This is a genomic window from Gracilibacillus massiliensis (assembly GCF_001458115.1).
Lineage (GTDB): Bacteria > Bacillota > Bacilli > Bacillales > Amphibacillaceae > Gracilibacillus > Gracilibacillus massiliensis.
Map to the genome: position 1 here is coordinate 159,358 of NZ_CZRP01000009.1, position 17,207 is coordinate 176,564.

The following is a 17,207-nucleotide window of genomic DNA, read 5'->3' on the forward strand; positions in this document are numbered from 1 at the left end:
ACACGATAAATATAATTTTACCTAGTTCTTTAAATAAAATAAAGAAAAATGATTCAAAGAATATCTATATATTATGTTCAAAAAGGATGCCTTCCTTCAAGGCATCCTTTCGATTACGACATCCATTTAGGTGGTGTATTTTTTCCCCAATATACTTCTGCCAAAGGGAAATGTTCTTCAAATCGATCGTTCTTTAGATGATAATGGAATCGAAAATAATAACCGTCTTGTGGTTTCTGAACTCTATTTACATGAAACCTCGCAATATCTTGTTTCTCTTTCGCATTGTACAAATTAAAGATTCGCTCACCGTATCCTGATGATGGATCCTCAGCAATCATCAAAAACTGACTATCTTCTTCGCCAATTTCTTCAAATAATTCGTCAAGCACTGCTTGCAAATTCGGTATCACAGCAGTTTCTAAATCGCTGTCGATTTTCGTTGCAATTTTATCTCCTAGTTTTACAAATACTTGCTCCTCTGCAAGTCTGCTTAACTCTTGTAGATAGAGTTGATTCGAATCATCTGGAACAATGACATCATCAGACGTTAAACTAGCATCTTCATCACTCTGTTCCGTTTGCAGTGATCGATCTTCACCAGGCTCTATTTCTCCTTTGTTGACATCCGAATCGGCTTCCGCATCAAGATAGATCGGTGGTACATAGAGACCCAATGTTAAGATAGTTACTAATAAAACGGTTATTTTTTTCATCCATAATTTCATCTTAACCGAACTCCCTCACATCATCTTACTAAAATTTTATCATGTTTTGAAAATTTGTCCATACATGTGAGCGCTTTTTTGTTGTTTTACACAATTTTTACTTATGTTTGTGCCAAAGACTGTCGTGGAATCACTGGCTGATCTGCTCCTATTACGTTACCATTAATTTGCTTGCTAAATGTCACCACTGAATCTGCCAATTGGTGTAGTCTTTCTTTTATTGTTTCATCTGCTAATTGTTTGTTTTCAAAATGTTCATTATGTGCGTAAACATTTCCTGGTAACGTGTATGCTTTGAAATAACCTGCCAGCGGTTTTAATTGATGCTCAATCGCTAAATAATGATGGTACGTACCACCTGTAGCAATAAATGCTAGCACCTTTCCTTTCAAAGCGGTATTCGGTATTAAATCAAATACATTCTTTAACGCACCTGGTATCGATCCACGATATATCGGTGTACCAACTATCAAAGCATCTGCTTGAACGATCTCTTCTATTAACCGCTTGGAATCTCCTTGATATTCCGATGGATCACGACCATCACAAAATGTTAATTGATATTTTTTTAAATCTATTACATTCACTTCTATCTCTGGATGTGATTTCTTAATATGATTGACTGTTTCTTTTACCGTCAGCAATGTTTTTGACAACGGGGTTAGACTTCCTGCAATTGCAGCTATCTTCATAAAAGAACACCAGCTTCTTTTAATTCCTTCTCTTTCTTCTTCACTAAAGGAATAACTTCTTCGCCAAATCGACGTAAATCCTCTTCATAATGGAAGTGACCAGTTAACACTAAATCGACACCAATTTTTTTCAATTCAATAATGCGATCGGCGACTTGTTCGGCTGTTCCAATTAATCCTGTTTTAAAGCCATCATTATATTGTACGAGATCTTCTTTTGAAGAATTGGCCCACATACCTTCTTTTTCTTTGGTTGATTGACCTGCTTCTTTCACCGCGTTTTGGAATCCCTTTACCGCCTCATCATCTGCGTTAGAGACGATATCTCGTAACAATTGAACCGCTTCTTCCTCTGTATCACGAACAATCGCAAAGCCATTCACCGCGAATTTCACTTCTCGTCCTTCTTTTTCAGCTAATTCTTTAACAGTATTTATTTGTTTTTCAAAGCCGTCTAATGTATTCCCATTCATAAAATAAAAATCAGAAACTCTTGAAGCCATTTCTTTGGCTGCCTGAGAATTACCACCTTGGAAAATAGGAATTTGCTTTTCAGGTTTAGGCTTCATCGGTGCCTCGTTAATTGAGTAATAATCCCCTTCAAAGTTAGCCTCGTCTTCCGTAAACATCGCGCGTAACACACGAATGAATTCCTCGGAACGTTTATAACGCTTGTCATGATCGATCCACTCTTCCCCATAAGAAGTGAATTCATCTTTTAACCAACCACTCACAACGTTTACTGCAGCGCGGCCTTTGGTAACATGGTCTAAAGTTGACAACATTTTAGCATATACAGCAGGGTGCCATAAGCCGGGCAATACTGCTGCAATGACTTTTAAATTTTTGGTAACTGCTCCTAGAGCGGTCGCCAATGTAATAGCTTCTAACTGTTTGTCAGCACCATAACTTGCAAAAAAACGAGTTTGCAATAATGCATAATCAAATCCAACTTCTTCGGCAATTTGAGCATATCGTTTGTTTGCATCAAAACTCCAATCTGTTTTTTGAGGCAATTTCGAAACAACTAATCCTCCGCTTACATTTGGTACCCAATAGGCAAATAATAAATCGCTCATTCTACATTCTCCTCACTTTTTTTGTAAATTAAAAAATCCTCCTCTAAAGATAGAGAAGGATTCAACATTTGGATTGAATAATAGATAACAAAAATCAATCAACAAGAATCTTCTCATCTTTGGATCTTTTAATAGATCCTCTGAAATTGGCACCGGGCACATTTGTGCTGGTTGCCGAGGCTTCGCAGGGTCAGTCCCTCCACCTCTCTGGATAAGAAATTGTTTCGTTTATGAAGTTGTTAAAAAGCATAACACATCTGATCCTTATCGGCAAGAGATTTTTTTGAATTTTCAGATTATTGTATAATTCAGATTTTGAAAGACAAAATAAGAATAATGTCGTATTGTAGGGTGGGACAAATATGGATCAAGAACATCTAGATAAATGGAAGCAGCTTGAACACGATTTCGATCATGCTGTACCAGAAAAAGTAACCCGAGATGTTGCGTATTATCGAACAATCCTTTCCAATGTAATCATGATCGGAGCTCCTAATGAAGACTGGATTTTGGTAGATGCAGGGATAAAAAGATATCAAGATAGAATTCTACATGCCTGTGAAGAGAGGTATGGTACAAAACCACCTGTTGCTATTATTTTAACGCATGGACATTTTGACCATACTGGTTCAGCGAAGAAACTAGCAGATCACTGGCAAGTTCCTATTTATATTCACGAAAAAGAAATGGATTATGTAACTGGTAAAAAAGCCTATCCACCAGGTGATCCTACTGTAGGTGGGGGAATGATTTCTTTATTATCAAGTCTTTTCCCAACCAAGCCTGAACATTTAGAGGGGTATGTAACTGCCTTACCAATGGATGGATCAATTCCCGAATTAAAAGGATGGCACTATATAGAAACGCCTGGACATACTCCTGGACACATTAGTTTGTTTCGTGATGAAGATCGGATTTTAATAGCAGGTGACGCTATTTCTACAGAAAAACCCGAATCATCACTTGCTGTCTTCTTTCCTATCCAACATGTATATGGGCCTCCTGCATACTTTACTCAAGATTGGATGGAAGCAGAGACTTCTGTGAAAAAGTTAGCTAACTTAGAACCAGATTATGTAATAGCTGGTCACGGTTTACCGATGCAAGGCGAAACAATGAAACAGGAACTCAAAAAATTAGCAGATAATTTCATCAACCAAGCGATTCCAAAGCATAAGCGTCATTGATAAATTACTTTTCTATAGAGTACTAAGTAGATCGGAACTGCGAACTAAAAACCATTTCAAAAAGGTAACTTTCTTGACGGGATTTGTATTGTTGTGGACTGGATAATCAGTTGTCTTCACAGGATTAAGTGCTCGCTTCACTGGATAGGTCTTCATATCCTGTGAAGCACAACTTTTATCCCGTTAAGAGCTGTATTAACATACCTACACAAAAAAAGAATAGCAAAAGACTGCTATTCTTTGTCGTATTCTTCTGGGTCGATCGGTTTACTGTTTTTAATAAAGAAAGATAAAATTAAACCTACCAAAGTGATAATGGATAATACTAAGAAGGCTGTATTCGCTCCGGTAATGGCTGGAAATGCAGCACCGCTCTCTGTAGCTATCGATTCAGAAGTTGTCATTACGGTAACAATAATTGCTGTACCGACAGATGCAGAAACATTTCTTAAGGTATTGTCCATGGCTGCACCATGTGCGATTAATTTTTTTGGTAACTGATTTAAACCAGCTGTGGCTGCAGGCATCATTACCATCGAAATCCCTAGCATTCGAATCGCAAAAACGACTGTTAAATAAGTAATCGAGGTCTTATCATCCAAGATAGTATACATAAACGACCCAATTGTCATTAACACGAAACCTATAATCGCAAGCCATCTCGCCCCTATTTTATCAAAAATCCTTCCAGTAATAGGGGACATAATTCCTGTTATGATGGCACCGGGCAGAATAACCAAACCTGACTGTACTGCTGCAAAATCCCTTGCTTCCTGCATATACAACGGGATCAGTGTTTCCACAGCAATCAATCCCATAAAAGCAATCATACCTAAGGTTACAGTTAAAGGAAAAATAGAGTATTTAAAAACTCGAAATTCCAACATTGGGTGTGCTAATTTTAATTGTCTCAGGATAAACCATATCAGTGATATTACACCTACTATTAACACAATGATCGTAACAGGTGCATCCCATCCATTATTTCCGGCACTGGTAAAACCGTATAATAAACCTCCAAAACCAAAGGAAGATAATATCACGGAAAGAACATCTAATTTAGGTTTAGATACTTCTGTAACGTTCTTCATCACAAAGTATGCGATGATAATATCTATGATAGCAATAGGTAAAATAATATAAAACAGAACTCGCCATGAATAATGTTCGGTCACCCATCCAGATAATGATGGACCGATAGCTGGAGCGAAAGAGATAACTAAACCAACTAATCCCATGATACTGCCCCGCTTATTCACTGGAAAGATCATGAGGAATACGGTTTGCATTAATGGTAACATGACACCTGCACCGGCAGATTGGATCACACGGCCTGCTAACAAAAATCCAAATGTTGGAGCAATAGCTGCCACTAATGTACCGATAGTGAACACACTCATTGCCGTAATAAACAGTTGTCTAGTAGTAAAACGATCTATTAAAAAAGCTGTTACAGGAATCATAATTCCATTTACAAGCATAAAAATGGTCGTTAACCATTGTGCGGAGTTAGCTGTAATTCCCATTTCATTCATGATTGGAGGAATCGCTGTAATCATTAACGTTTGATTTAAAATTGCAATAAACGCGCCCGCCAATAATAAAGCAACAATAGTTCCCCGTTTTTGTACAGATGTAGACATTCTCTCACTCCCTAGCGTGCAATTTATTTCTAGTCACGAAAGATATTGTATGCTTTTTCCACTCAAAAAGCAAAAAATGAGACTGGAAAATATATATTTTCTTAACTTCAAACACGAACGACGTAATATGTATTGTTGCGCAATAACAGAATACTGTGCAACAAAAGATGTAGTAATTTTGACAGAATGTGCGTGCTTAGAAACCGCTACGGCTTGCCCGCTTCTCTTTCCACGGGTTTTTCTCCTCAGCTAACTGTGGTAAGCAAAGGTCGCTTACCACAGTGGATCTTCGGATAAAAACATCCCGTAGGAGTAGAAGCGGACGCCTACGCTACTTTAATATTTTACAACGCTAGTGTGAGGTAGCATTATGCTATTTCTATTATGTGAAAAATCGTTGATTAGAGCAACAGATCAAAATGCTTCCTTTCACAAACATTGTAGAACATATCATATAGCGGAGGCCGATTGCGAAGACTGATATGAACGAAACTGTCAAGGTCACCATTTAAATATTTCTTTATAACGCTTTTTGGGCAACCTTAAGCTGAGGGTCCCCTTTGGCCCTTTTTTCAATGATTACTATTTATTGCGAAGTTATAAGCAAAGGATCTCCTTCTCTTAGCTTACCAACCTCTCGTCCTATCGCTAGTCGATTGTCAAGTGCTTTCCTTGATGATCGATTAGCGATAGGAGACACTCAGTCAAAGCTAAGAAGAAGGAAGTGCCTCCTCTAAAGTATGAATTTCAAGGAGACAAACACACGGCATGAAGGCAAAAATCTCTACTCCGATGAGCATACTGATATCCGTGGATTCTCACATTTTATCGTTCCGTCTAAGGATCTGTCACGAACTCCTGGCGTGCGTTCACCAATATATGGCTAGCACAAGTCTTCGTCGTGCGTTATCCTTTACGGTTTTTATCTTTGCCTTCAAGCCCTATGTTTCTGTCCTTTTTCTTTCCTTTCTTTTCCTGTTGCCTGTCAATACTTTGAGGTTCTATGACAATTCTGTTTCACCATTCGGCTCTTGTGCTATCGCCCATATAAATCCTGCTAATTCTCTTGCGACAGCTGTAATGGCTTTGCCACTTTCTTTTCCGCGTCCCATCAACCTGTAATACTTTTTGTGTAATCGGTGTTGTGCTTTCCAAGAAACCCCTAAAATATTAGGCGGTTGTCCTTTCTGCCTTCTTTTCAAATCTCGACCAACAGTAGGCTTATGCCGATAACTCCATGCAGCTTCGATTAACAACTTCCGAATATGTCGGTTTCCTGTTTTTGTTATGGATCCCTGTCTCCTTGCGTCACCGCTAGAACTCTCACTTGGCACTACTCCTGTGTAGGCCATAAAGCCACTTGGATGAAGGAATCTTTCAAATGAACCAACCTCTGCAACTACACTAGTAGCGGTTATGACAGCAATACCTCGCAAGGTCATGAGTTTTTGAATTAATGGGGCGTGAACACCATTTTCAGCTTGTTCTTTTATCTCTTCACCTAATATCCCCAAACGTTGTTGATATTCTTCGAGTTGGTGTACATACTCCTGAAAGACCACCCTAGATGCAGATCGAGGAAATTTCAATTGGCGCAGCCATTCCCAATACTTCACAGTCCATTTTTTCATGCCCATTGGTGGTCTGATTTCATTCCTTAGAAGAAATTTAGTGAGACGATGCTTTGCTCTTAATTCATCTTCCTTCACATCTTCCCGTGCTCGAACTAAATCACGTAATGCTTCATCATCTTCCGTAGGGACAAAGATCGGTGTTAATTCTCCCGCACGGTAAAGAGTTGCAAGATTTTCCGCATCTCGTTTATCTGTTTTGATACGACTACCAGGTTTCTGTGGTATTAAAGATGGTGCGATCACCTCACATTTAATATCCATGCTTTTGAGAAGGCGATAAAGACCATATCCAGTTGGTCCAGCCTCATAGCACATTTCTAATTGTTCAGGTGCTCCTAATCTTTTTATTAATTTTCGAATCGCTTCTACTGTGTAATTTATCATCCCTATATATCTTGGTTTAGAACGTCCTTCATCCGCAACGGCCACTGCAATTTTCTCCTTTGATACGTCTAACCCTACATATTTTGTGTTATAATTCATGTTACTAGCTCCTTTCGTATTATAGCTCTGATTTGGGATTTTGTTCTTTACTACTCTATACCCAAGTTAACCTACGTTATTACGATTAGGGGCTAGTTTCGTTCATTATAACTCCTGCGGGAACAGGGCGAGCTGAAGATCCATTTTTCAAAATGAAATTTATTTCATTTTGAAAAATTAGCTGAAGCCGTCCCCGCGGAAAGCGAAGTAATCGGCCGGAGCGTTATGCTAACACTCTACTCATTTCAAAATTAGCGCATCAGTTATTGCGCAGCATTTTCCTTATACGCGCAAAAATCCAAGCGATCAAAGCTCTAATCGTTTGGATTTGATTCATTATTAAATTCTTTTATCCCAATCTCATTTTAACCAACCTTTTTCGTTTACTTTTGCTATCGCTTCCATACGGTTATCTACCTCTAATTTATCCAAAATAACAGATATATAATTACGGACTGTTCCATTTGTTAAAAATAGCTCTTTTGCAATAGCCTTGGTCGTTTTTCCTTCTATTAGAAGTTTCATTACCTCTATTTCTCTTTGCGTTAGCGGATTCTGTTCAGAAAAAGCTAGATCCACTAATTCTGGTGAATAAATTCGTTTTCCTCTCATAATTTGTCGAATAGATTGTGCTAAATCGTCACTCGGACTGTCCTTTAATAAGTATCCACCTACTGCCGCTTTTCTTGCTCGTTCAAAATAACCTGGTCTGGCAAATGTAGTTAAGATAATCACTTTACAAGGATGATTTCTTAAAATTTCAGCTGCATCCAATCCTGTCTGCACTGGCATTTCAATGTCCATTAAACAAACATCCGGATTTTCCTTTTCCACTAAGGTTATGACTTCTTCTCCGTTGCTTGCCCTTCCGACTATTTCCATATCTTCTTCCATATCAAGCAGTGCACCTAATGCACCTAAGAGTAATTGTTGATCTTCAGCTAACACAATTCGGATCACAACTTTCCCTCCTCTTCAATTTGCATTAATACTTTTGGCACGGTAATAAAAATAGTAAATCCCTGCTTGTCACTATTAACCTCTAACGTACCATTTGCAAACTCTAACCTTTCCTTCATTCCTTTTAATCCATTGCCATTATTTATATCTTCCAAGTCCCCTACGCCATCATCTTTAACAAATAATTGAATGTCTTTATTGGTTTCACTAATTTTTATCTGACACCTTGTTGCCTGACTATGTTTTACCACATTGGTCACGGCTTCTTTCAAACACATACTTAGCACATTTTCTAAAAATAGCGGAATATGCTCGCAATCTGCTTCCATTTCCATCTTGACTTCTATATTTGCTGCTTGTAACAATTGCTTCACATGTTCGATTTCATCAACTAATCGAACGGTCCGCATATCTGAGACCATTTCGCGAACTTCTTTTAAAGCTTGCCTTGCCGTTTGCTGAACATCCTGTAATTCTTTAATTGCTGCTTCTCTATCTTTTTCGATCAGTTTAGAAGATAGTTCACTCTTTAAGCCAATCATTGATAATTTCTGTCCTAAAGTATCATGCAAATCTCTGGCAATACGATGACGCTCTTCAATAATCGCTAATTGCGCAATTCTTTGATTAGCATCTTCTAATTGTCCTTCCAATTTCTCTTGTTTAAAACGATTATAACGATTGATCGGAATTAAGATAACCCCTAATATTGTCATAATTAGAAAAGGAATTTGACTTAAAAACAAGGAATAATTCAAGAAAAAACCTGCCGTAATGGCCCCAATTGTCGTCACTAGATGAATAACATACATAGTGATGAAACCAGCTTTTCTTTTGATATTACCAATAAAAAATGCAGTAAAAAGTGCAAAATAAACATATCCAAATAAAATGGACATCACGATATTGATGGCAAACTCAATACTTATACCGATATAGACTAATGGCCCACGGGAAGTAAATGACATCCAATATACACCAAAAAACAATAGAGTCGCGGCAATTCCAAAGCCTATTTCTAAGATAGCAGTTGACCGGAAAATAAAATAAAATGGTAACACACAAAAAATAATCCAAATATATAAACTAAGCCCAGTATTTTTAGGGAAAATATGATACCAATGTTGCACTTCTACCACAACCTTCCATTCTCATTATACCAAAAAACGTTAAAAACCCCCATCCAATTGGGACAGGGGATAGCCATTTTAAGAGCGAATGGTTTGCGATGGCTTCGCTGTTGGTATCGAGATTTTTGTTTTCGTTTTAAGCTTTTTCTTCATTTGTTTAAAACTGATAAACGTTTTCTGTTCTTCATCATACAAGCGGAAACGAATCGATTCCAAACTTGTCTTTAATGTAATCGTTGTTGCTTTTTGGAGTGGCGGTGTTTCCTGGTGAGCCTTTTCCAAAGAATAATTCGGAACTCTTGGCGCTAAGTGGTGGACATGGTGGTAACCGATATTACCTGTCATCCACTCTAACCATCTTGGGAGTTTATAATATGAACTACCATCAACAGCAGCCTTGACATAATCCCATTCCGATTCATTTTCAAAATACGAATCCTCAAACTGATGTTGTACGTAAAACAACCAGATTCCTAAGGCACCTGCAATATAGGCGATCGGCAACTGCACTAAAAGAATCGCTTGCCAACCTAACGTTAATACTAATACGGTATAAACAATAACGAGCATTATGTTGATTAAATACGTATTCCAGCGCTCTTTCTTTCGAGCATCTTTACGATTCACCCGGTTTTCATACAAGAATAATGAAAATGGCCCTAAACCGAACATAACGATTGGGTTTCGATAAAGTCGATATTGTAACCTTTGCCATTTACTAGCTTCTTCATATTCTTTAACCGTCATGATCCAAATATCACCTGTACCACGTTGATCTAAATTACCACTCGTTGCATGATGAATCGAATGTTCTCTCTTCCATTTTTCAAAGGCGAAGTGGGTTAAGACCCCTGTCACAGTTCCAATTACACGATTTAATTTTTTATTTTTAAAGAAAGATTGATGGGCACAGTCATGAAATATGATAAATGTTCTAACCATGAAGCCTGCTGCTATAACGGAAAAAGCAAGACTTAACCATATGGATATCGATAAACTTTGATAAGCAAAAAACCACAGAATGAAAAATGGTGGAATCGTATTTATTAATTGAATAATACTCTTTTTTGTTTGTGATGTTGCATAAGGCATTACATCTTTTCGTAATTGAGCTTGTTTTTGTTTGCTCATCTTCATCCCTACTTTCGAAGCTTTCTATACTTGAAAGTTTACGCCATTTTCACGAATTTTATAAGGCACAATTGTCAGGACTTTTAGATGACATTTGTCATGTTTGGAGGTTATATTTTCCATTAAATACGAAACAATAGTGTTTTACCTCACGATGTTTGCAGATCTCTTGGTAAAGTCGATGTCTTGATAGTACGTATTTTTTACTAAAATGTTTGGTCCCAGACATTTTACTGCAGGACAATGACAGTTTAAGGATTTTGCCGTTTTGGATTCCATCCACCTTTTATACGATGTTAGCAATGAAGTATTTTGAATATTACCAAGTGATGGCTCTTCTTCATCACCAAAATCCGTAACAATAACTTCTCCTGAAAAAATGTTGACGTTAAGTCTTGACCTGCCATCTGGATCATTTCTTACTGTAACATTTTTCTCTTTGTATAAACGCTTAAGTAAAGCGAGCTCCTTCTCACTCTTATTACACGGATAAAAGGGTAAGGTCCCAAATAACATCCATATCGACGAATCACGGTAATCCAATAACCTTTCAATACCTTCTTGCATTTCAGCTAAGGAAAGTGTTTGTAAATCACTAGCAAAGTCAACTGGATACATTGGGTGGATTTCATGACGGACACAGCCCATTTCAAGTACATGATCATGTATTTTCTCCAAATAAGGGAATGTTCTCTTGTTTAGCATCGTTTCGGCCGAGACCATCACACCCTCAGCAGATAGCCTCTGTGAATTGTCTACCATGCGTTCAAAATATTTCTTGCGATTTACCTCATTCGGTTTCCTATCCATGTTTGCAAAACCAGTAGTCGCAAATTCCTCTTCTGTTCCCCAGTTATGAGAGATATGTAATACATCTAAATAGGGAATAATTGCTTCATAACGAGAATATGGCAAGGTCAAATTTGAATTAATTTGTGTTCGGACACCCCTGTTGTGGGCATAACGAAGAAGTGGTATAACATAGTCACGAACCGATTTTTTTGACATCATCGGTTCTCCACCAGTTATACTCAAAGTATGTAAATGCGGGATTTCGTCCAATCGTTTTTTCAGAAGTTCAAAAGGTAGTGCATCAGGATCTTTATCACGCAAAGTATAACCTACTGCACAATGCGCGCACCTCATATTACATAAATGTGTTGTCGTAAATTCTATATTGGTTAACGTCATTTCACCAAATTGTTCCACATCCATATAGGCTTCCCATGGATCAAAATCAGGTGTAATCGGTCGTTTAGCTTTTTCAACAAACGGCATGTTGATATACTTCCTTTCTTTGCACGAATCTTTACCCATTGTATCAAACATCTGTTTAAATTTCGCTAAGGTAGACAGATCTAAGTTTATTTTATACCTTTTGGGGTATGATAACTATTAGAGAATATTGAAATTAGGAGGCGGTATTATATGAGTAAAGTTCAAGTAACGACAAGCGATATTGCTCAAAAAGTCATAGACAAAGAATCCATGTATTTACTAGATGTACGCAATGAGAGCGACTTTGAGGAATGGAAAATTGAAGGGGAAGCTTTTGAGTATAAGAATGTCCCTTTTTCTGAAATTAAAGAGGATGTAGAACCCTTAGCAAAAGAACTCCCGAATGATAAAGATATTATCGTAGCTTGCGCAAAAGGCATTTCTGCACAAAAAACTGCTGATATGTTAGAAAAAGCAGGACTTAATAATGTATATCCGTTAGAAGGAGGTATGAGAGCTTGGAGTGAACATTTAGAACCGGTTAAAGTTGCAGACATTGAAGGTGGTGCAATTTATCAGTTTATTCGTCTTGGTAAAGGTTGTCTATCCTATATGGTAATTTCAAATGGCGAGGCCGCCGTAATTGATGCTACAAGAATGATTGATACCTTCAAAGAATTTGCTGAGGATAAAGGGGCAAAAATCCGTTATACCTTGGACACTCATTTACATGCAGACCATATTTCCGGTGGACGAAAACTAGCCGAGGAAACAAATGCTAGTTATTACCTACCACCAAAAGATGCTACAGAAGTTACGTTTGATTATCATCAACTAGAAGAAGGCACAACATTGTATGTAGGTGCTGCAAAAATTGAAGTGAAAGCCATATATTCTCCAGGTCATACGATTGGATCTACTTCATTAATTGTAAATAATGGGTATTTACTTACGGGAGATATTCTGTTTATTCAATCGATCGGAAGACCTGACTTAGCTGGTAAAGCAGACGATTGGGTTCAAGATTTACATGACACACTTTATGAAACATATACGAAGTTAGATCAAGAGTTAGTGGTTTTACCTGCGCATTACGCCTCAAATAATGAAATGAATTCAAATGGAACGATTAGCAAAAAACTGCGTACACTATATCAAGAAAATGTTGGTTTAAATGTGCAAAATCAGGACAAGTTTCGAAAAATGGTGACAGAAAACTTACCACCTCAACCGAATTCACATCAAAAAATACGTGAAACAAACATGGGTAAACAAGCGCCTGATGCAGAAGAACAACGAGAAATGGAAATCGGTCCAAATCGATGTGCTATATCCTAATAACCACCTAAAGTGACAGCATCCCCGCTGTCATCTTTTGTATAGATTTATTCCGTATAGTTTTATCTATTTCATTTTGGTGAATGTAGTAGATAAGGGAGGAATCTATTTATGTCAAATGCTTTAGTATTCATTGCAATTATTTTTATTGTTGCAAATTTGATTTACTTTTTTCGTAACAAAACATATAAGAAAAGTTATTTCAGTACCGCACTATTTATGAAGCTGTTTTTTGTACTTTTAGGTGTCACTTTTGGTTTTGGAATTTTATATTATGCGTTATCGTTTCAAGAAACCGTTGTTGTGCAAAGTCTATCTGATAATACTCCAATTAAACATAGTTTTGGCAACCTATTATACTTTAGTGGTGTTACCATGCTTTCTGTAGGTTACGGGGACATGCTTCCTATTAATGCAGCAAGATTTTTCGCTCTTATTCAGGCAGCCATCGGTATTTTATTACCTACAGCATACTTTATGAAAGCATTAGACCATTCTAAAGATGAGTAGAAAAATCCGTATTAGATAGGTGAATTCTTAATAATATTTCAATGGCCACTGTATGCCACTAACAATCTCACATCGATTCTTTCAGACCAAATAAACTTTCTATGTTAATATAACACCGTATTCACTTCCAGAGAATCCGTCGGAGTTATTACTCTCACTACCCTCAGCAAAACGTCTCAGGAAGTTAGCGTCCGTTTACCTCTATTTTGCTCCTTTGTTATAACTCGAATCTTTTTTAAGGTATTTCGGACGATTAACCATGATAAAAGGAGATAAAACTTTTATGAAGCATTTTCAGATCTTTTGGGCTTTTCTTAAAGTAGGAATACTAGGATACGGCGGCGGTCCTTCATCAATACCACTGGTGCACAAAGAAGTAGTAGACCACTATGAATGGTTGGATAACAATGAGTTTTCAGACATACTCGCAATCGGAAACACACTCCCAGGGCCAATCGCAACAAAAATGGCTGGATACATTGGTTATCGTGTAGCAGGATGGTTAGGAGTGGTTAACGCTGTACTTTCAACAATAATACCGTCAATTATTGCCATGATTGTATTATTAGTATCGTTGAGTAATTTTAGTGAACTATCTTGGGTTAACGGAATGACACATGCTATCGTTCCTGTAGTTGGTGTGATGCTTGCCATACTTACATGGGATTTTGTCGTAAAAGGAAAAAAAGACTTAGGATGGAAGTTTAATGTGATATTACTTGTCTCCAGTCTCATTTTACTTGAGTTATTAAATATTCATCCCGCTATTGTCATTTTTATTTTACTAGTGATCGCCTTTACGACGACATCAAAACAAGAAGAAAAGGAGCAGGTGTAGATGATATATTGGGAAATATTTCTCGCTTTTTTTATTCCTGGAATTGTTGGCTATGGAGGGGGACCTGCGAGTATTCCTCTCGTACAAAATGAAGTAGTAAATCGATATGAATGGTTAAGCCTTTCACAATTTGGAGAAGTCCTTGCAATAGGAAATGCCTTACCGGGACCGATTGCAACCAAGATGGCTGGTTATATCGGCTATGAGCAAGCAGGTGTTTTAGGTGCAGGGGTCGGAATTTTTGCAACAGTGGCCCCTTCTTTACTATTAATGATCATCCTTTTAAGTATACTATACAAATTTAAAAATTCACCCAAAGTAAAAAAAATGACGATGTTCATTCGACCAACTATAGCCGTGCTGCTAGGGGTTTTAACCTTTCAATTCTTTTTCCAATCGTATGAAAACGAAGGTACCATTCAGACGTTACTACTAATTGGACTCAGCTGGCTCTTTTTAGTGAAACTTAAAATTCATCCAGCCTTTGTTATACTTGGAGCCCTTGGGTACGGAGCGATTTTTCTAGCCTAAACTCAAATAATTAAATTCATTTACTAAGGAACAACGAACACTTCCCAAAATTCATACATAATTCACAAAGTTGTGTGAGACTATATCTTCCAACGAGCATAGCCACTTTTCGTTTCTCGTAACCTTTCTGAACACCATTCCGTCTATAAATTGAAAATAAAAGGAAAGGATGGGTTGTGGAATGAAAAAGGCACAAAAATATGTAATGATTACTTTTTTAGCTCTCATAGGATTATTTTTTTACACCTCTGATATTAGTGCAAGTGAACGGGAGATAACAGTTAAGCCAGAAATTAAAGAAGATCTCATCCAAGCACAATCAACGAATTATATTAAAGAAGGTAACGCTTCTATACGAAGAGTCAATTCTCGAACAGTCGGAAGTAGCTGTAATACATCTAGTTATTCGTCTGTACAACAAATATCCTGTAACATCAATCTCCAAGTAAAAAATAAATCCACAGGACAATGGACGAATACTGGCCAAAGTAAAAGGTTTGTCAATTATTATTCTTCTTATGTAAGTGGTAGTACTAATTTCGCTATTCAGACTGGATATGAATATCGTATAAGAACACTTCATACGACATCACAATATGGAATTATAGAACAATTAACTGCAATTACAGGGCGAATTAAATACTAAAAAATAGAAGAAGAGCGTTCCTTTGTAGATAGGAACGCCCTTCTTTATTCGATTGATTCTGCTATCTTTATTATCTCTTCTTCAGAAGCTTTACCTTCTAACAACCAATTCAACTGTGGCGTACTCCAAATCAGTTGTTTACTTGCATCTTTAAATTCTATAAAACGTGCTTCTCCCCCATCTAAATCAACTATTTTTACATTAGTATCGTCATTATCGACCACTTTTGCACTAGCGAAATCATTCGGCTGATAGGTTTGAGTTAACGTAAAGGTTTCATTCTGATCATCCGAATAATGAAGCTGAACTTGGTTACTTTCAGAATTCTCACTAATTACTTCCACATATTGCAACTGGTAACTACCTGGAGTGTAAGCAGGTTTGGAGATGTTGAAGTTTGTCTTTCTTTGTGCGTCCTCAAACGTCACTTCCGTTCTTTCTATTTCAACATCTTCTGTTGTAATTTTATCAAAATCGGGAAGGTCATCTGACGAAGAACCCTGCCCCTCTATAGTAGTTTGGCTTATTTGTGTCGTATCGCCATCTGTCGTTACAAACATATTAACAAACCAGTCAAACGCTTGAATTTGATTGGAAGTCGCGAATACTGATCCTAATATAACAATTGCAAACACCGCCACTGCCAATAAACTCTTTTTGGGGAGTAAACGTTTTTGTCTACTATTTGTTTTTGATAGTTCGATTTTTATTTTTTTCCAGTTCTCTTCTTTCGAAAGGGGTGCTGGGTCGGGGGATTGGTAATCTTCCTTTAGCCAATTCTCCCACTTATTTAATTTATTCGTCATTATTTTTCACCACCAATCCATTGTCTTTCAGGGTCATTTTCCACTTTCTGCTTCATGGCGTTGCGAGCACGATGAAGTCTTGTTTTTACAGTTCCTTCTGTTAAGTCCAAATTAACTGCGATTTCTTTTATCGACAATTCATGTATATAGCGTAATAACAATACTTCTCGGTACTCCACTTTCATTTCATGTAATACTTCGATAATTTCTTCTTTTACAAATTTGGATTCTACCAAAAAAGAGACATCCGGATCTTTTACTTGTGCATGTCGTTCTTGTACCGTAATATCATCTGTTAAAAATTCATTTGATCCTTTTCGTTTTCTAAGAATATCTATGGCAGTTCTTGTCGCAATCGTAGAGAGCCAAGCCCCCATCCTGCCCTTATCCTCCAAATTATGCATGTGTTTATAAGCTTTTACAAAAGTCTCTTGTAATGCGTCTTGTGCTAAATGAGTGTCTTTTGTAATGAAATAAACATCACGATATACCCTTGAATAAAACATGTCATATACTAGACGGAATTCTTCTTCAGTTGGTTCCGTTTTTTTGAAAAACTTTTTAAACATATTATCCGCACCTTCTTATATCAGTCATACAAATTATAACATTTTTCCTATGTAAATAAATAATTTTAGAAATATTTTCAAAAT

General features: G+C 37.2%; 17 protein-coding genes and 1 riboswitch. Of the genes, 6 read left to right on the plus strand and 11 right to left on the minus strand.

The features are described 5' to 3' along the window. Positions 1-113: 113 nt before the first annotated feature. The 3 genes from BN3107_RS01650 to sfnG all read right to left on the minus strand — a co-directional run bounded on the left by BN3107_RS01650 (position 114) and on the right by sfnG (position 2,499). Positions 114-728, minus strand: coding sequence for a YpjP family protein (locus tag BN3107_RS01650; RefSeq protein WP_058305901.1), 615 nt, complete (start codon positions 726-728; stop codon positions 114-116). A gap of 101 nt (positions 729-829) precedes the next feature. Beyond that, positions 830-1,420, minus strand: coding sequence for an NADPH-dependent FMN reductase (locus BN3107_RS01655; RefSeq protein WP_058305902.1), 591 nt, complete (start codon positions 1,418-1,420; stop codon positions 830-832). After that, positions 1,417-2,499: a dimethylsulfone monooxygenase SfnG gene (sfnG, locus tag BN3107_RS01660; protein WP_058305903.1), complete on the minus strand. Its 1,083-nt coding sequence runs from the start codon at positions 2,497-2,499 to the stop codon at positions 1,417-1,419. Before sfnG ends, BN3107_RS01655 begins: the two co-directional genes overlap by 4 nt. Positions 2,500-2,609: 110 nt before the next feature. Then, positions 2,610-2,717, minus strand: a riboswitch (SAM riboswitch). A gap of 144 nt (positions 2,718-2,861) precedes the next feature. Here sfnG and BN3107_RS01665 point away from each other — a divergent pair. After that, the gene (locus BN3107_RS01665; protein ID WP_058305904.1) at positions 2,862-3,686 is read left to right on the plus strand and encodes an MBL fold metallo-hydrolase; all 825 of its coding nucleotides are present in this window, start codon (positions 2,862-2,864) and stop codon (positions 3,684-3,686) included. 233 nt (positions 3,687-3,919) lie between these two features. On the opposite strand, the gene BN3107_RS01670 is transcribed toward BN3107_RS01665, so the two are convergent. The 6 genes from BN3107_RS01670 to yfkAB all read right to left on the minus strand — a co-directional run bounded on the left by BN3107_RS01670 (position 3,920) and on the right by yfkAB (position 11,945). Continuing rightward, positions 3,920-5,329 carry a DHA2 family efflux MFS transporter permease subunit gene (locus BN3107_RS01670; protein ID WP_058305905.1) on the minus strand — a complete coding sequence of 470 codons (1,410 nt, stop codon included), beginning with the start codon at positions 5,327-5,329 and terminating at the stop codon, positions 3,920-3,922. A gap of 1,001 nt (positions 5,330-6,330) precedes the next feature. Then, positions 6,331-7,446: an IS110 family RNA-guided transposase gene (locus BN3107_RS01675; protein ID WP_058305906.1), complete on the minus strand. Its 1,116-nt coding sequence runs from the start codon at positions 7,444-7,446 to the stop codon at positions 6,331-6,333. A 360-nt stretch (positions 7,447-7,806) separates the two neighbouring features. Continuing rightward, on the minus strand, positions 7,807-8,406 hold the full coding sequence (locus BN3107_RS01680; protein WP_058305907.1) for a response regulator transcription factor: 600 nt from the start codon (positions 8,404-8,406) through the stop codon (positions 7,807-7,809). Next, complete coding sequence (locus BN3107_RS01685; RefSeq protein ID WP_058305908.1) at positions 8,403-9,536, minus strand: sensor histidine kinase; 1,134 nt, start codon at positions 9,534-9,536, stop codon at positions 8,403-8,405. The genes BN3107_RS01680 and BN3107_RS01685 overlap by 4 nt, the downstream gene beginning before the upstream one ends. Before the next feature lie 78 nt (positions 9,537-9,614). Continuing rightward, entirely contained in the window at positions 9,615-10,667 is a 1,053-nt protein-coding gene (locus tag BN3107_RS01690) for a fatty acid desaturase (protein WP_058305909.1), read from the minus strand. A gap of 144 nt (positions 10,668-10,811) precedes the next feature. After that, positions 10,812-11,945 carry a radical SAM/CxCxxxxC motif protein YfkAB gene (gene yfkAB / locus BN3107_RS01695; protein WP_058305910.1) on the minus strand — a complete coding sequence of 378 codons (1,134 nt, stop codon included), beginning with the start codon at positions 11,943-11,945 and terminating at the stop codon, positions 10,812-10,814. Positions 11,946-12,095: 150 nt separating this feature from the next. Here yfkAB and BN3107_RS01700 point away from each other — a divergent pair, with 150 nt between their 5' ends. The 5 genes from BN3107_RS01700 (at position 12,096) to BN3107_RS01720 (ending at position 15,748) form a co-directional block, all read left to right on the plus strand. Further along, positions 12,096-13,223 carry an MBL fold metallo-hydrolase gene (locus BN3107_RS01700; RefSeq protein WP_058305911.1) on the plus strand — a complete coding sequence of 376 codons (1,128 nt, stop codon included), beginning with the start codon at positions 12,096-12,098 and terminating at the stop codon, positions 13,221-13,223. Between the two features lie 111 nt (positions 13,224-13,334). Further along, the gene (locus BN3107_RS01705) at positions 13,335-13,733 is read left to right on the plus strand and encodes an ion channel (protein ID WP_058305912.1); all 399 of its coding nucleotides are present in this window, start codon (positions 13,335-13,337) and stop codon (positions 13,731-13,733) included. Positions 13,734-14,016: 283 nt separating this feature from the next. Then, positions 14,017-14,571 (plus strand): chromate transporter, encoded by a 555-nt coding sequence (locus tag BN3107_RS01710; protein WP_058305913.1) that lies wholly within the window; start codon positions 14,017-14,019, stop codon positions 14,569-14,571. Beyond that, entirely contained in the window at positions 14,572-15,102 is a 531-nt protein-coding gene (locus tag BN3107_RS01715) for a chromate transporter (protein WP_058305914.1), read from the plus strand. It begins immediately after the preceding gene. A 181-nt stretch (positions 15,103-15,283) separates the two neighbouring features. Next, positions 15,284-15,748: a hypothetical protein gene (locus BN3107_RS01720; protein WP_058305915.1), complete on the plus strand. Its 465-nt coding sequence runs from the start codon at positions 15,284-15,286 to the stop codon at positions 15,746-15,748. A gap of 44 nt (positions 15,749-15,792) precedes the next feature. Here the strand turns inward: BN3107_RS01720 and BN3107_RS01725 are convergent, their stop codons facing one another. Next, a complete protein-coding gene (locus BN3107_RS01725) occupies positions 15,793-16,554 on the minus strand; it encodes a DUF4367 domain-containing protein (RefSeq protein WP_058305916.1) in 762 nt (253 codons plus the stop codon). Further along, a complete protein-coding gene (locus BN3107_RS01730) occupies positions 16,554-17,123 on the minus strand; it encodes an RNA polymerase sigma factor (RefSeq protein ID WP_058305917.1) in 570 nt (189 codons plus the stop codon). The genes BN3107_RS01725 and BN3107_RS01730 overlap by 1 nt, the downstream gene beginning before the upstream one ends. Between the last annotated feature and the right edge of the window lie 84 nt (positions 17,124-17,207).

Coding starts and splice junctions, on each gene's coding strand:
- BN3107_RS01715 (WP_058305914.1), top strand. CDS start 14,572: ATGATATATTGGGAAATATTTCTCGCTTTTTTTATTCCTGGAATTGTT.
- BN3107_RS01650 (WP_058305901.1), bottom strand. CDS start 728: ATGAAATTATGGATGAAAAAAATAACCGTTTTATTAGTAACTATCTTA.
- BN3107_RS01655 (WP_058305902.1), bottom strand. CDS start 1,420: ATGAAGATAGCTGCAATTGCAGGAAGTCTAACCCCGTTGTCAAAAACA.
- BN3107_RS01700 (WP_058305911.1), top strand. CDS start 12,096: ATGAGTAAAGTTCAAGTAACGACAAGCGATATTGCTCAAAAAGTCATA.
- BN3107_RS01720 (WP_058305915.1), top strand. CDS start 15,284: ATGAAAAAGGCACAAAAATATGTAATGATTACTTTTTTAGCTCTCATA.
- BN3107_RS01725 (WP_058305916.1), bottom strand. CDS start 16,554: ATGACGAATAAATTAAATAAGTGGGAGAATTGGCTAAAGGAAGATTAC.
- BN3107_RS01675 (WP_058305906.1), bottom strand. CDS start 7,446: ATGAATTATAACACAAAATATGTAGGGTTAGACGTATCAAAGGAGAAA.
- sfnG (WP_058305903.1), bottom strand. CDS start 2,499: ATGAGCGATTTATTATTTGCCTATTGGGTACCAAATGTAAGCGGAGGA.
- BN3107_RS01705 (WP_058305912.1), top strand. CDS start 13,335: ATGTCAAATGCTTTAGTATTCATTGCAATTATTTTTATTGTTGCAAAT.
- BN3107_RS01710 (WP_058305913.1), top strand. CDS start 14,017: ATGAAGCATTTTCAGATCTTTTGGGCTTTTCTTAAAGTAGGAATACTA.
- yfkAB (WP_058305910.1), bottom strand. CDS start 11,945: ATGCCGTTTGTTGAAAAAGCTAAACGACCGATTACACCTGATTTTGAT.
- BN3107_RS01730 (WP_058305917.1), bottom strand. CDS start 17,123: ATGTTTAAAAAGTTTTTCAAAAAAACGGAACCAACTGAAGAAGAATTC.
- BN3107_RS01690 (WP_058305909.1), bottom strand. CDS start 10,667: ATGAGCAAACAAAAACAAGCTCAATTACGAAAAGATGTAATGCCTTAT.
- BN3107_RS01665 (WP_058305904.1), top strand. CDS start 2,862: ATGGATCAAGAACATCTAGATAAATGGAAGCAGCTTGAACACGATTTC.
- BN3107_RS01670 (WP_058305905.1), bottom strand. CDS start 5,329: ATGTCTACATCTGTACAAAAACGGGGAACTATTGTTGCTTTATTATTG.